Origin of the sequence: Bradyrhizobium sp. 191, assembly GCF_023100985.1 — a bacterium.
Taxonomy (GTDB): domain Bacteria; phylum Pseudomonadota; class Alphaproteobacteria; order Rhizobiales; family Xanthobacteraceae; genus Bradyrhizobium; species Bradyrhizobium diversitatis.
Window position 1 is genome coordinate 5133989 of sequence record NZ_CP064692.1, and the last position, 14454, is coordinate 5148442.

Annotated in this window: 13 protein-coding genes; 7 read left to right on the forward strand and 6 right to left on the reverse strand. The window is 58.9% G+C overall.

Translation table 11 applies throughout. The features are described 5' to 3' along the window. The first annotated feature begins 10 nt into the window (after positions 1-10). Both IVB23_RS23840 and IVB23_RS23845 read left to right on the forward strand, forming a co-directional pair. Positions 11-838 carry an ABC transporter permease gene (locus tag IVB23_RS23840; protein ID WP_247800261.1) on the forward strand — a complete coding sequence of 276 codons (828 nt, stop codon included), beginning with the start codon at positions 11-13 and terminating at the stop codon, positions 836-838. A 73-nt stretch (positions 839-911) separates the two neighbouring features. Beyond that, positions 912-1835 (forward strand): acetamidase/formamidase family protein, encoded by a 924-nt coding sequence (locus IVB23_RS23845; RefSeq protein ID WP_247800263.1) that lies wholly within the window; start codon positions 912-914, stop codon positions 1833-1835. Between the two features lie 220 nt (positions 1836-2055). Here IVB23_RS23845 and IVB23_RS23850 read toward each other — a convergent pair whose 3' ends face one another. Beyond that, positions 2056-2721, reverse strand: coding sequence for a hypothetical protein (locus tag IVB23_RS23850; RefSeq protein ID WP_246515438.1), 666 nt, complete (start codon positions 2719-2721; stop codon positions 2056-2058). 1421 nt (positions 2722-4142) lie between these two features. Between IVB23_RS23850 and IVB23_RS23855 the strand changes: the two genes are divergently transcribed. Further along, positions 4143-5723, forward strand: coding sequence for a winged helix-turn-helix domain-containing tetratricopeptide repeat protein (locus IVB23_RS23855; RefSeq protein ID WP_247800264.1), 1581 nt, complete (start codon positions 4143-4145; stop codon positions 5721-5723). Between the two features lie 556 nt (positions 5724-6279). Next, a complete protein-coding gene (locus tag IVB23_RS23860; protein ID WP_247800265.1) occupies positions 6280-6573 on the forward strand; it encodes an antibiotic biosynthesis monooxygenase in 294 nt (97 codons plus the stop codon). A 130-nt stretch (positions 6574-6703) separates the two neighbouring features. Here the strand turns inward: IVB23_RS23860 and IVB23_RS23865 are convergent, their stop codons facing one another. Both IVB23_RS23865 and IVB23_RS23870 read right to left on the reverse strand, forming a co-directional pair. After that, positions 6704-7750, reverse strand: a complete 1047-nt coding sequence (locus IVB23_RS23865) for a lytic transglycosylase domain-containing protein (protein WP_247800266.1) — start codon at positions 7748-7750, stop codon at positions 6704-6706. A gap of 295 nt (positions 7751-8045) precedes the next feature. Then, positions 8046-8579, reverse strand: a complete 534-nt coding sequence (locus IVB23_RS23870; protein ID WP_247800267.1) for an ATP-binding protein — start codon at positions 8577-8579, stop codon at positions 8046-8048. A 160-nt stretch (positions 8580-8739) separates the two neighbouring features. Between IVB23_RS23870 and IVB23_RS23875 the strand changes: the two genes are divergently transcribed. Then, positions 8740-10092: a transposase gene (locus IVB23_RS23875; RefSeq protein WP_247800268.1), complete on the forward strand. Its 1353-nt coding sequence runs from the start codon at positions 8740-8742 to the stop codon at positions 10090-10092. A gap of 301 nt (positions 10093-10393) precedes the next feature. Here IVB23_RS23875 and IVB23_RS23880 read toward each other — a convergent pair whose 3' ends face one another. The 3 genes from IVB23_RS23880 to IVB23_RS23890 all read right to left on the reverse strand — a co-directional run bounded on the left by IVB23_RS23880 (position 10394) and on the right by IVB23_RS23890 (position 12453). Then, positions 10394-11068 carry an aminoglycoside phosphotransferase family protein gene (locus IVB23_RS23880; RefSeq protein WP_247800269.1) on the reverse strand — a complete coding sequence of 225 codons (675 nt, stop codon included), beginning with the start codon at positions 11066-11068 and terminating at the stop codon, positions 10394-10396. Further along, a complete protein-coding gene (locus IVB23_RS23885; protein ID WP_247800270.1) occupies positions 11044-11259 on the reverse strand; it encodes a hypothetical protein in 216 nt (71 codons plus the stop codon). The genes IVB23_RS23880 and IVB23_RS23885 overlap by 25 nt, the downstream gene beginning before the upstream one ends. 702 nt (positions 11260-11961) lie before the next feature. Then, on the reverse strand, positions 11962-12453 hold the full coding sequence (locus tag IVB23_RS23890; RefSeq protein ID WP_247800272.1) for a GNAT family protein: 492 nt from the start codon (positions 12451-12453) through the stop codon (positions 11962-11964). Positions 12454-12659: 206 nt separating this feature from the next. Between IVB23_RS23890 and IVB23_RS23895 the strand changes: the two genes are divergently transcribed. Together IVB23_RS23895 and IVB23_RS23900 are read left to right on the forward strand one after the other, a co-directional pair. Continuing rightward, on the forward strand, positions 12660-13211 hold the full coding sequence (locus IVB23_RS23895; RefSeq protein ID WP_247800273.1) for a cysteine hydrolase: 552 nt from the start codon (positions 12660-12662) through the stop codon (positions 13209-13211). Between the two features lie 48 nt (positions 13212-13259). Continuing rightward, positions 13260-13682, forward strand: a complete 423-nt coding sequence (locus IVB23_RS23900; protein WP_247800275.1) for an HD domain-containing protein — start codon at positions 13260-13262, stop codon at positions 13680-13682. Positions 13683-14454: the final 772 nt, after the last annotated feature.

Genomic DNA, 14454 nt, shown 5'->3' on the forward strand with positions numbered 1-14454 from the left:
CGGGACCAGCATGGTTGACGCGTCGAAGCCTGCCGGAAGCGTTCCGTCGCCGGCGATACGTGCAAAGTGGAAGCGTTTGCGCTTCGGCATCGCCGTGCTGGCGACTCAAGTTCTCGTTCTGGCCGCTCTTCTTGTCGTCTGGGAACGCGCCACGCCGAAGGGCAGCCCGGCCGCCTTCATGTTCGGATCGCCGTCGGCGATCGCGGGTTTCCTGATTCAGATGGCACAGGACGGCAGCCTGTGGCGTGATGCAGCGGTCACCGGCATGGAGACGCTGCTCGGCTTCTTCATGGGCAACCTGGTCGGCACTCTGCTCGGCCTGTCGCTCTGGTACTCGCGTTTCGTGTCCCGGGTCGTCGAACCGTTCGTCATCGCACTCGGCTCGATCCCCATCATCGCGCTCGCACCCATCGTGATCATCTGGTTCGGCACCGGACTGGTCTCGAAGGTTGCAATGTCGACCCTGTCGGTGGTGATCGTCGCGCTGGTGACATCCTACAAGGGAGCCGTCGGCGTCGACGGCGACCAGATCTATCTGATGAAGACCCTGGGGGCCTCGAAATTCCAGATCTTCCGGAAGCTCGTGATCCCGGCGTCGCTCACCGATATCTTCGCAGGGCTGAAGCTGACGGTCGGCTTCGCGTTGATCGGCGCCATTGTTGGCGAGTTTATGTCGTCGTCAGAGGGGCTGGGACACGCCATCTTCAAAGCCGGATCGCTCTACATCATTCCCAAGGTCTTCGCCGCGCTGGTCGTGACGATCGTGCTTGCGCTGGTTCTTACCTGGCTGGTCGGCAAGATCGAACGGCTGCTGATGCCCTGGCGCCGACAGGCTTAGTGAAGATCGTCTGCGACTCTCATCCGCTTCGCGCGTCAACCTCATCACATCCGCAAATGTCCATGGAGAGACCATGTCCAAGCGCATCAGCAAGGCCGGTAACATCAAATACGCACTGTCCGGCGACGACAAGTTCATCGCAAGCGTCGAGCCCGGCGAAACCTTCGTGGTGGAATGCGCCATCAATGCCAATGACGGCACCATCCGTCATCTCGGACAGCAATTGACCGAGGCGGACGTGACGATGCCGTTCGTCAACGGTGCCACCGGACCGATCGAGGTGCGCGGCGCAAAGCCGGGCGATATGCTGCGTCTCGATGTCCTGAACATGGAGCTCGACAAACTCGGCTTCACGGCGCTCTGGCCGGGCATTGGCATGTTTCCCGATTGGGTCAGGCGCAAGGAATTCGGCATCCAGACACGCGTCGTCGAAGTCAAGGACGGCCACGTGCATTGGAACGAGCATCTCCGCCTGCCGGTCAAGCCGATGATCGGCGTGGCCGGCGTCGCCCCTGTGCACGGAGCGGTTCTCACCGTCGACAACGGGACGCATGGCGGCAACATGGACGTCCAGGAAATCACCACGGGCAACAGCATCTTCTTCCGCGTCAACAAGGACGGCGCGCATCTCTTCCTGGGCGACTGTCACGCCATCCAGGGCGACGGCGAATGCAACGGAATGGGTGCGATCGAGATCGCGGCCAATCTCACCGTCAAGGTCTCGCTGGCCAAGGCCCCCGCGAGATTGAATCATCCGCGCATCGAGACCGCGACCCACATCTGCACGCTGGGATGCGCCCGCCCGCTCGAAGACGCGATGCGCATGGCTTTCGAGGAGATGGTCTACTGGATGGAGGACGACTGGAAGATTCCAGCGGCCGAAGGCTACATGCTGCTGGGCCAGATCGCAGAAGCCCGCTGCACGCAGGTGGTCAATCCAAAGTACACGTATATCTGCAAGGTCGAACGAAGCCTGCTCGAGCGGTACTACGGCTGAGCGGTCGTCAGCGGTGTGCGCACCAGTGACTGACGCTTCTAAATCGGCCCCAACAACTGCCAGGGTCAACCTAGAAGACCGAAACAAATTTTGCCTTTGATGCCGACTGCGAGCGGACATGGAGTTCGATCGCTGAGGGCCGGCCGAAGTGCGGAAATATGCCACCGGTCGCACACTGCGGTCGGCTCGAAAGGCATCCGGCGCTGCCGGCGCATCGTGTTCAGGGCGGCGGGAGTGCTGCCGCCTTCGCAAGCTCGTCAAGCACGGTTCTGTTGGACCGTACGAATACAATGCGGGAGACTGCGGCTATTTCTGCGTCAGGTCGGCCATCTTGACCAATGAGGATAAGTCCGGCCCCGCCATTTGCCACATTTAGAATGACTGGCTCGCCGCTCCACGTCTTGATTGGTTCCATTCCGATGATGAGAAATTCACCCATGGGTTGGTTTAGATACTGAAGCCTCAATTGTGGACCGACCTCCGCAGCCGCAAGTTCAAAACCGAATCGCTGAGCACGCGCATAGATCGAAGCCAGAGTTGCGACGTCGGTTCGGAAGCCGAGTTCGACCGCCGATACCGCGACGAGCTCCACGTCTGTTCTCGTAGAACCAACGACAAAGGCCGGTCGAGCGAGAATTTCCGCAGCCAGCCCTCCGACGCTGCAGCCTTTCTTGTCCAGCGCGCTACGGAGAGCGAGCGAGTCTGCAAAAGTCCCCAGCGCAATCGTTTTCCACGTTGGGACATCGGTGGCGGATCTGACCGGCACCTGCGGCATGCCAGCCGAAGGAGCTTTCTTGAGCGTCAAATGGTTCTGCAAGACATCTCGTGCGGTGCATTGCGCCCGGGCTTCACTCGCGAGTTGGAATATGCCCACCGCGCAGAGCATCGCGCAAACAAGACGGCGGTTGCGATGCCCCCTTGTCGAACGATCATGTCGGACGCGGCAATCAACTTCCTGATGAAGAACTAAGCCCATGGCAGCCTCTCTTGTGCAAGGCGCGCGCTTATCGACGATCAGAAAACTGCTTCAGTATCGTTCCGCCAGAACAGCTTCGGCCAACAACGATCACCAGGCGTAGGACAGGCTTCGTTTGAAAACGCTATCATGGCCCCCGGGGGATGAAACAACGGATCTCGATCCGCGGCGCCTTGCCGAGCGTCCAATCGTACAAGCTGCCGCTTTTTGGGCTCTCGAACCAGCCATTGAGCTCGGGGCGGCTCTGATCATGCGTGCGCCGCGAAGGACCATGCCAGCAGCACGATTACCGCCCTGATGGCGGCCATCAGAATTGTCTTCGTCACTGCAATCTCCTCAAGCAAGCAAAGAGATTTGCGCCGCGACTTCCGCAATCAGAGTAGTCGAACCCCAGGGGCCCTGATGTGAAGTGCTTCACATGACGCGCCAACTCCAGAACAGCTGGGTGGCTCCTGGAATCTTGGCTGCATTGAGACGGACCGGTAACGGCGAACCGTTCGCTGAATCAAACAGGCATCGGAAGGTCTGTTGGGGGCACTTTAGGAAAGCTCAACGCGAGCAATTCCAGTCCGCTGGACCCCGTGAGGCGGACCCCAAGGGGGCGAGCCGCAGCTTCGCCGATGACCCAACAGCAGACTGACTAGTTACTGCCAGCAAAACCCAGCACGTAGGATGGGTTGAGCCCTTGCCAAACCCATCATGTTTGCCACAGGCGGGGAATTGATGGGTTTCGCTGGCATCTATCCATCCTACCAGCCTCTCTAGTGTCCGTGCGGATTGCCACTTCCAGTATCCGTCTGACAACCGACGCTCGAATGGTCATGCGATTGGACGGCCCAGGGCCAATAGCAGTCATAAAGACGTGCACAGCCGGCGATGGCTCCGCGCCGTCGGTGCGCCAGCCGTTTTGCGACGAGTTTCTCGGAGCCATTGTCCCAATACCGGAGGATTTGGCTGCCCACCATTGGTAGATATTTGACTCATTCGGCAGATCGGACGCCTCGTGGGTCGATAGCTCTGTTCGAGGCGACGTAGTCGATCTCACCGCGAGTAATGCCGATATCCCTTAGCTCCTTTTCGCTCAGGCGGCACAACCGGGTTCGCAGCCTCTCGCGTTTGCGCCACTCTTGAAATGCATCCCAATATTTTTCGAGCTCGGTGACCCCATGAATCGTATTCATTGCGATTACCCAGGCTAGACTGCTTCACCCAGACGATGATGACGGGACAAGCGCTGGCTCGCTCAACAGGTAGCTTACATTTTCCTTACTGGCGGCTTATTCTTCGTGCTCCAGGGGTACGACAGAGGTGCCCCAAGAAGGAATGGTAGCTTGCGCTATCTCTTCGAGGATTACACGTTTGACACCGAACGGCGTGAACTGCATCGGAGAGCTGATGCGGTGTCGATCACACCGCAGGTTTTTGACTTGCTCGATTACCTGATCCGCAACAGGGAACGCGTCGTCAGTAAGGACGACCTCATCAATGTCATTTGGAATGGACGCATCGTATCTGATGCCGCGCTGACCACCCGTATGAACGCCGCCAGAAGCGCAATCGGCGACTCCGGCCAAGAACAGCGGCTGATAAAAACACTGCCGCGCATGGGCTTCCGCTTCGTTGGTACGGTGCGGGAAGCGCAGAGGCTGGTAATTGCGCCGGTCGGCTTGGCGCCGCAGGACGGCGACACGGCGCAAAGGCCGCTTTCACCACCTCGTCTTTCCATCGTGGTGCTGCCGTTCGCCAACCTCAGCGGTGATCCTGAGCAGGACTATTTCGTGGACGGGATAACGGAGAGCCTGACGACAGACCTGTCACGCATCAGCGGCTCATTCGTAATCGGTCGACATACCGCATTCACTTACAAAGGTAAGGCGGTCGATCTCAAGCAGGTTGGTCACGAGTTGAACGTGCACTACGTGCTCGAAGGTTCGGTGCAGCGCAACCGTGATCGACTTCGGGTAAACGTTCAACTCGTTGGCGCGGCAACTGGCGCGCACCTGTGGGCCGACCGTTTTGACAAACCTGTAGCCGACCTGTTCGATATGCAGGACGAGATCGTATCGCGTCTCGCAAACACGCTAGAAGCTCAACTTACTGAGCACGAGGCCAGGCGGTCCGAACAGAGTTCTCATCTGAATTCAATGGACCTGTATTTTCAAGGCACAGCTTCATTGAACAAGGGGCGAACCCCAGGGTACATGGCACAAGCACATGATCTCTTTGAGCGGGCGTTAGCGCTTGATCCCAAGAACACCGCAGCGATGGTCGGTATGGCGATGGTCGATTTGACAATTGGATCGGGCCTATATTCACCGGACCGGGCTGCGCGTCTCGCAATGGCTGAGGTGTCTGTGGTGAAAGCGCTGTCTCATGCACCGAATTATCCCATTGCCCATTTAGTATTGGGCGACCTTCTAATTCTAACGAACCGTGCGACGCAAGGGATAGCCGAGTGCGAGCGAGCGTTGTCCTTGGACCGCAATTTAGCCGGGGCGCATGCGCAGATTGGCGCCGCCAAATTTGTCATGGGTCGCGCAGCTGAGACCGAGGCCCACATGAACGAGGCATTTCGCCTTTCGCCCTGCGACATCAACGCTTATCGCTGGCTGCTGTTCGCCGGCGCCGCCAAATTTCAGCTTTTAGCGGATGACGAGGCGGTTAGCCGGTGGCGACGAAGCCTTGAAGCCAACCGAAACTACCCCATTACGCATTTTTTGCTCGCTGGCGCACTCGCGCTGCTCGGCTCCACGGATCAGGCGAAAGCAACCGCGAAGGCAGGACTCGCGCTCGATTCCAGCTTTAGCATTCGTCGTTTCCGTAACGGCGTATTAAGCGATAACCCAACCTATCTTGCCATGCGTGAGCGGATATATAGGGGCTTGCGCCTGGCCTGCGTGCCCGAGGGATGATGTCGGCTTCGGAGTCAGAAGCGGCCCTCAGCGGCATCGCTTTGAAAGTTTGCTACGGGTCACAAGCCGAGCACGTTAAGCCCGATGCGGCTAGGGCAAAGCTCGCAGCGGGTATCGCAGGCCCTTGCTGAGCTGCCGGTGATCAAGCGATCAGGAGCACCGCAGCCCGTCGAACCGCCGAACGGATTGTGCGCGGGACGCGGTCGTGAGCTCGACGACGCCAGTACTGAGCAACGGAAGGGGCTCCCGATCCCGATCCTTTCGATGCTGGCATTCTGCGCCTATTTTGCCCGACGGAGCAACGGATTTCTGCCCGACGGAGCTATCGTCTCGGCAATCCCGTTAAGCCATTGATCCCACTAGGGCCGGATACTGTGCATGGGGTTGTTTTCGCGTTTTTGTTTCAGCTGACCGAAAAGACCGGTGTCGCCATGCCGATTTGTCACGGTGACGCCGCCGTGCGCGGGGACAACAATCCGTCGGGGCGACCCGCGGACGTTTCGTCGTGACCTCGCGCGGCGCCCGTTTTCATCTATCCATTTTTCGGAGGCCCACCATGCAGGTTTACAATGTGGTGAAGTTCAGGGTGAAGCCCGGCGCGGAAGCCGCCTTCCTCGACGCGCACCGGGACGGAAAGGCCAAATGGCCAGGCCTGGAGCATGGCGTCATCATCAAGACCGGCGAGCAGACCTTCTGCCTCATCGGCACCTGGTCCAGTCAGGACGCGCTGGTCGCGGCACGATCGGCGATGATCAAGACCCTCGACAGTTTCAGGTCCGTGCTCGAGGACCAGGGCAACGGCCGCGGCGTGACGGATGCCGTGTCGGGAGCGGTGGTGCTGGCGCTGTAGGCAGGCGAGCGGCCCCGCGATGGCAAAACCCGTCATGCCTCGCCACAGGCGGAGGGCTGATGGGTTTCGCTGGCGCTCTACCGATCTACGAGCCAAAGGCAAAGCAGGCGCGGCGCTGCCGACGACGGAGTCATTGGTTTGCCGCCGCAGCGGCAGTCGCCACATATTTCCCGTAGAATTCGGCGACCCGCCCGCGCCACATGCCGACGAACGCTTCTGACGTCACGTTGTCCACCGATTTCCAGCTGCGCTTGAAGGCCGGAAGTGCATTGCCCCAAATCGCGCGCTTGCACCACCTCTCACCTTTCTCCCTGCCTTCGCTGGTGGCGCACATTGATTTCCATGCGAGGCGCGCGGGCTTGCTGATGTGCTCGGCGGCGCCTTCCCAGCCCTGCTGATGGATCAGGTAGAGGTCGCTCATATCAGGCTTGCGGTGGGTGATCCATTGGAACAGGACGCCTTCGGTGATGATCTTGTACGCGGCCGCAACGGCGTTATCCCGCGGACTGCGAATCTGTCCGAAGCCGAACTTCCCGAACTCGTAATGGCTCAGCTGAAACAGCCCGATATACGACCCCGTGCGTTGATTGGGGTTGAATCCGGATTCGATCTTGGCAACTGCCATCATGAAGTTGAAATCGAGACCAAACGCGTCGGCGGCGCGCTTGATCTCCTCAGTCGGCGTTCCGACCGGAATGTCCTTGAACGCACGCAAGACGATCTCCGCCGGTTTCTCGGCGGGCGGCAGTTCGGACCAGACGTAGTAGACCAGATGACGGAAATCCTGCGTCGAGGCCGCCTTCGGAGCACCGTTGGTCGCATCGCGTTCCGGCGGCAGCGAGTGGACGACATCCTGTCCCAACGACGCCAATTTCGGCACGGCGGGTTCATCGACAATCTCGGCTTCGGTACGTAGCGGCCCGGAATCGGCCGACGTCGCCGCGCCCAGCTCTGCTCTTTCCGCCCGAAGAGCTGCCGCGAGTCTGGCGGATGCGTCTGCGTACGCGGCCGGCGTCACCAGGTTCGCAGGAGCCGCCATGCGCGCCGCAGCCGGTATGCTCGCTGTCGCTTCCGACATGAGATCCGGCATAGTCGCGGCCGGTCTGTTAGCAGCGGTCAGGAAGAGTCCCACGGATGCGAGAACAGCAACGATGCAGCTGGCCTGCCAGGTCTTCATGGCCGGAAGGCCACCGATGGCTTCTGTACGAACGCTGTTCGCATGATCCTGCGGCCCGTGGGGTGAGTACTCTTCGTAGAATCTTAAGGTTTAAATGTGGTGAACGAGAGCTTTTTGCCTCGCAACCCGATGTGTCCCCTTTGGGGCGCGTGCGGGCTCCTGGCGGAAGACGCTCATGGGGTCGGTCATAGGTCAAAGGCCGCCTTGTCCCGCTCACATGCTTTGTTCAGGACATCTACGGAAAGCGGACGTTGCGGCGCTTCGGGCTGGCGACAGTCAAGGGCCCCGAAGCGGACTATTCGGCAGATCGCCAGATCCCGAGACGCTCGCATACGTATTCAACGCTGTCCGCGATCGAAATCTTTGACGTGTCCAACACCTCAAATCCACCCGCTTCAGCCTCGCCTCGAAGAAACCTCGCCCAGTTCATCATATCGGGGTTGGCCAAATCGGGCTGATTGCGTTCGTTAAAGAGACGATGCGTTCGAGTTGCGTCGTCACAGTGCACTAGCACTATGCGAGCCACATCAATTCCGGCAGATGCTAATCCCTCCGCTATGAACTCCAGGCGCATCTGGCCTTCAAATAGCACAGGAAGAGTGTGACGTTCTCTCGCGATCCGTTTCAACCATTCGATGGTCATCGCGCGCTGCCATCCGCCTCCCGGCCCCGAGCCCGCCCCCCATCTCGCTATGCGCTCGTCAGGCGACGGCACTCCAATGCTGTCAAATCGGAACACGCGAGCCCGCTCCGGGTGTTGCTGCTCGATCATTTCTGCAATCGTCGTTTTGCCCGAACCCGAGGCACCCGTAAGAATGACTAGTCCCATCGTCGCCGCCGCATACGCCAGCCTCAAGGCCTTGGCGAACGGTACTTTGCTTGATCTGCCAAAGCAACTTCCGCAATTGGCCGATTCTGTTGAAAAAGGCAGCGGTTGCGACGCAGAGGTATCAGTGATTCAGTCTGTCTAATTGGCAGGACTGAAGATCATGATGGGGCATCGGCAAGTCGAACAGGCTGCGTTGTTCTATGAGTTCTCACTCGAAAGGCACATCCCCGCCGACCACTTGCTCCGGTCGATCGATAGATTTGTCGACCTTGAACAGATTAGGCAGGACCTGGCGCCCTTCTACAGCAGTATCGGTCGACCTTCGATCGATCCCGAGCTGATGATCCGGATGCTCCTGATCGGCTACTGCTTCGGCATCCGGTCGGAGCGGCGCCTGTGCGATGAGGTTCACCTCAATTTGGCCTACCGATGGTTCTGCCGGCTCGGTCTGGATGGGGCGGTGCCGGATCATTCGACCTTCTCCAAGAATAGGCATGGCCGCTTCCGGCAGAGCGATCTCTTCCGTCGCGTGTTCGAGAGCGTGTTGGGCCGCTGCATCAAGGAACGACTGGTCGGCGGCGAAGGATTTGCCGTCGACGCGAGCCTAATCAAGGCCGATGCCAATCGGCAGAAGGGGATCGAAGGCGACAGGGGACTTCCGCCGGAGGCTGCCGGCCGAGCGATCGATGAGTATCTGGCTGTCCTCGATGATGCCGCTTTCGGAGCTGCGACCGAGGTCACGCCGAAGTTCGTGTCGCCCTCCGACCCGGCGGCACGCTGGACGGGGGCGCATGGTGGCCAAGCCTTCTTCGCCTACTCGACGAACTACCTGATCGACGTCGAGAACGCGATCATCGTCGATGTCGAGGCGACGACGGCAATCCGGCAGGCGGAGGTGTTGGCCGCCAAACGCATGATTGAGCGCTCGCTCAAACGGTTCGATCTCTATCCGAACCGGCTCCTCGGTGACAGCGGCTACGGCTCGGCCGAGATGCTTGCCTGGCTGGTCTATGAGCACGGCATCGAGCCGCATGTTACAGTCTTCGACAAGTCCGCCCGCACAGACGGGATATTCTCGCGCGATGACTTCACCTATGACCATGCCGGGGACCTCTACCGTTGTCCCAGCGGTAAAGTTCTTACCACGACTGGAACGCTGGTGAATGATGGCGCCACCATGCTTTACCTCGCCAGCAAGCATGATTGTGATCGCTGCGCATTGAAGTCCCGGTGTTGCCCTAAGCAGCCTTCACGGAGGGTGCCGCGCTCGATCTACGAGGGCGCTCGCGACATGGCGCGCCAGATCGCAAGATCATTGGAGGGCCGCACTTCGCGCCGGCTCCGCAAAAAGATCGAGATGCTGTTCGCGCACCTCAAGCGCATTCTCAAGCTCGACCGTTTACGTCTACGAGGCCCAAACGGCGCGCGCGACGAGTTCATCCTCGCAGCCACCGCTCAGAACCTTCGAAAGATGGCCAAGCTGATCCCGATACCCACCCCGAGGCTCGCATAGAGGCCGGTAGAGCGGTTCGGCCACATCGCGACGGAGCCATTACAACGAAATACTGCCGGCCTTTTTCAACGGAATCGGCCCGATGGCGAAGTGCAGTTTGGCCCAGATATGGTCAGCAGATCAGGGCACACCGGAAGTGACGCGGCGCCGTTCAAACCGGCGCTTGTGACCCAAAGGCGAGAACGAGCTGATATTCAGTGTACCGCGGGCTATGGAATCATCTCCGCCAGGTCTCGCAACAGTCCATTGGGTCCACTCGACGCGGGATCGTCGCCGATGCGCGTGAGCCAGTTATACATGCCTACGCGATGGAAAGCGTGTAGAGCCAAATCGCCTCGATCGGATCCGGATGGTCGATCTTGCCATACCCTGCGAAGAGTGCCTCCGGGCTTCGCTGGTCCTCATGGGTCGAGCACATCAGCGTCTTGGCCAGATCGAACAGGGCGTCGCCAGCACGGGCGTTGCCGAAATCGACCAATCCAGACACTTGGAAGTTAACGGCCGCGTTGCCCGTCACGAGCACGTTGCCCTGATGGAAATCGTCATGGCAAAGAACGGGGCCGGCGCTGCAAGCCAAAAGTCCGAAGCGGGACTGCGCTTCGATTTCCAAACGTCGTGCGAGGTTGGCGTCTCCGCATAGGTCACGGAATTGCCGGAAAGCGGACGCGAAAGCCCGACGCATGTAAGCATCGTTGGTGGGTTCGGGTGCAATCACGCCGTCCGCACCGATGTAGCCGTAGGCGCTCATAGGGATGCGATGCACACGCCTTAAGACCTCGCCCATCTGGTGATAGACTTGCGTCATGTCGAGGGTGGCCATCAGCGTGCGCACTGTCTCGCCCGGCAGCCACGTCATCAGCGCGAACCGGAGCGGCATATGGAGGCGCCGTTCGTCGACACGTAACCAGCGCGGGATCGCGACTCCAACTTCGCTCGGAATGAGGCCGGCAATTAGCGCCTCTTTGGCCGTGCCCATGCCGGCTCGTCGTCGTAGATCTTGAGCACCAGCGGGTCTGCCTCCCCCTCCAGGTCGATACGATAGACCTCGGTGCTGCCACCATGAAGGCGGCTAATCTTAACGGGATCAAGAGTTGTGTCGAGATCACGAACAATCGCTCGAACACGATCGAGATCAAGATCAAAAGTCAGTCGTCGCGGCGACGCCATTGTCATCGTCTCCGCAGGGCAGGTGCCAGCTAACGACTTCGGGGTTAGGTTTGCAACCAGCTCCGAGCCAGTACAGGTGCGATTGACAAGAGCGCCGGTCAGTCTGGTATTGGCCCATCGCTGCCCAGCGCAATGGTCGGTGGGGCGCCGGCCGTCGGGTGTAGAGCGGAAACTGATTGCAGCGGTCTGTACCGCCGATTTTGACCCTTAGCTGACTATCGCTTCGGGTTGCCCGCTCTCGAGAGCAGAGCGGAATGTCGGCGTGGGGCTGCCTAAGGGCAGCCCTTAACCGGAAGCCGACATCTTTTGATAGCTACCTAAGGCGTGGCGGTAGATCGAACGTTCCGTCGGCGTTTGGCTCAAATGGCTCTACCGCAAGAACGGCGCTCGAATTAAGAGGGCCATATATATGTGGGTACAGTTTCCCATTACCCGCGTCTTCATACCGAATAGGCGCGATCACACGATCCGGATCGATGACCAACAGTATGAGACCGCGATGGCCTCGGAATAGGTAATCCGCGACTTCAATGACCTGATCGGGCATTGAGCAGTGAATGAAGCCCTGGCTCTCCAGCGAAGCACAGCGATACTCGCTGTGCTTAGCAGCTGCCCACAACGCGGATGAACAGATGTGAATGATCACCGTTTGCTGCAAGGTTACTCTCCGCGCGCCGGATTAAGGTGACGACAAAAAGGCGTTCAGCGAAACTCTCGATCGAGCAGGCCCATAATCACATCATCGTGCCAGTGGCCGTTCACAAACGCCGCCTCTCGCTCATAACCTTCGATGACGAAGCCACACTTCTGGTAGGCACGAATAGCTCTCAAATTGTAAGCAAGTACTCGCACCGATATACGATGCAGTTTCAACTGCTCGAAGGCGAAGCGCAGGACGAGGCGCATAACCTCTGTTCCGATGCCCCGTCCCAGGCAGTGTGGGTCAAGAATGCCAATGGCAAACGATGCGCGCCGATCTTGCACGTCAACGCGATCTAGCCGGGCTTCGCCGATGACTCTTGATCCATGCTCAATCACCCATGCAAACGGATGATCCGTCAGTCGCTTTACCATGGAATCCGCGGTCTCTCGAGTCATGACGCGAAAGGTGTCGCGGCTTCCTCCGAACATTTCGTGTATTTCTAAATCCCCTTGCAACGCGAAAAAGCCGTCGCGGTCCTCGGGACGAACCATTCTGACTATGACGTTTGAGCCTGAGAGACTGGGCACTGCCTGTCGCATGGGTTCACACTAGCTCAAGGCCTGACCGATGTCGCCTATCCGACAGCTGACCTCGCCCCGCTGCCGGGCCGCATCAGTTTTGATTCACCGCGGACGTACGACCTTACTCACCCGATAATTCTGGTCTAAAATAGGAGCTTCTAAACTGGATGTTTCCAATGCCAAAGCGCTGTCTCATCATAATCGACATGCTCAATGATTTTCTCGATCGCTGTGTGACCGAGAGGGTAGATCGGCTGGTTGGCAACACAAACTTGATGATCGAGAACTTTAGGCGGTTCGACTTGCCTATCATATGGATACGACAGGAGTTCCGTCCAGATTTGAGCGACGCGTTCTTGGAGATGCGCGATAAAGGCATCGCCGTCGCCATCGAGGGAACGCGCGGTTCAATGTTGCACGGGGAGCTTGATTGGCGATCTACTGATCTCACGTTCGTTAAGAAGCGTTATAGCGCCTTCTTCAAAACTCCGCTTGACGAGGCTCTGGCCAAGATTGATCCCGGCGAACTGGTGCTCTGCGGGGTTAATACGCACGCTTGCGTTCGAATGGCGGCAATCGACGCTTACCAGCGAGACTATCGTGTAGTCATTGCCAGGGAATGCGTTGGCTCTAACAACGAGCTGCACGAGCGTGTGTCGCTAGACTATATGGACGGGAAAATTGCCAAGGTTGCAACTGTAGCGGACATCATCGGATCTCTCAATTGAAGCTGACCTACGGCTCAAACCCAGTGTCTTGGCTGATCGGAGCGAAGAATGCTGACGGTCGTTGATGCGGACTTCTTGGTCAAACAGTACTTGGGTGACACGCCAAGAGCCAATCACTCGCGTTTTGTAGCTCACATCATGCGGGAGCTTGCTCCTACCTTTTCCGCCTCCGCTGATCTGTGGGAGGTCGTTGGGCTATGCCATGATCTCGATTACTTCCACACGTCCAACAACTGGAGTCAGCACGGACTCGTCACCGTCAGCTGGCTCGGCGACAACATTCCCGTTGAGGCTCAGCACGCGATCGCGGCGCACGATCACCGCACAGGCGTGCAGGCTGATACGGCGCTCGCCGACGTGCTGAAGACGGCGGATGCCGTTGCCGTCATCGACGAGAGACTAGGACGTGCCGCGATTTTGGATGCGGACCGAACGGACTCTTACGCGGCGCTGCGCCGTCAGCTCGGCTGAGCGCTCCTACTTAAGCGATATTGTCGAGAAATATTTTGGAGAAGCACGCAATTTCCTTTAGGCGCATCGTCGATATCGTTACCCTTGCACCGAAGCAAAGTGGCCGTCCCGGATTCGACGATAGCAGCGCATCATGACCGCTTTTGGGTCAAAATCCGAAGAACCAAGGTTTAGCAAATCTGATCCGCTCTGCCGCGATGAGCGGACCTCCGCCAGACCCCACACAACTTCGTAGATGGGTCACCAGCGGCGAGCACCTTAAGCGCCGTGCAGCTAGGGCAAAGCCAGCAGCGGGTATCGCAGGCTTTTGCTGGACTGCAAGGTGATCATGCGATCAGGAGCGCCATCCCCTGCAATGCGTCGATCCGCGGAGCGGATTGCGCGCGTGACGCGGTCGTGATCTCGACGACGCTGGCACTGAGCAACGGAAGGGGCGTCCTGACCCGGTCCTTCCGATGCTGCCATTCTGCTCCTGATTTGCCCGACGGCGCAGTGTATTCGTAAAATCAGCAATGCGTAACGGTCGTTCGACGAGATCGCGCTCGATCGGGCAAGGCGTGGCGACGACCAGGTGCGGTTAGCCCTCGATCACCCACGTTCCGCGATGGTGGCATCATACGCCTGTTTTGCCCGACAATCAAGCAAATTTCGTAAAAACGGAAATTGACCGTTTCCCGGGGGAGATCCTGCCTCGATTTGCGCTCGGCGACCGCGCCGATCTCATCGCGCCCGCAAGCCGTTGATCTTGCTGCCCCCGGCTACTGTGCATGGG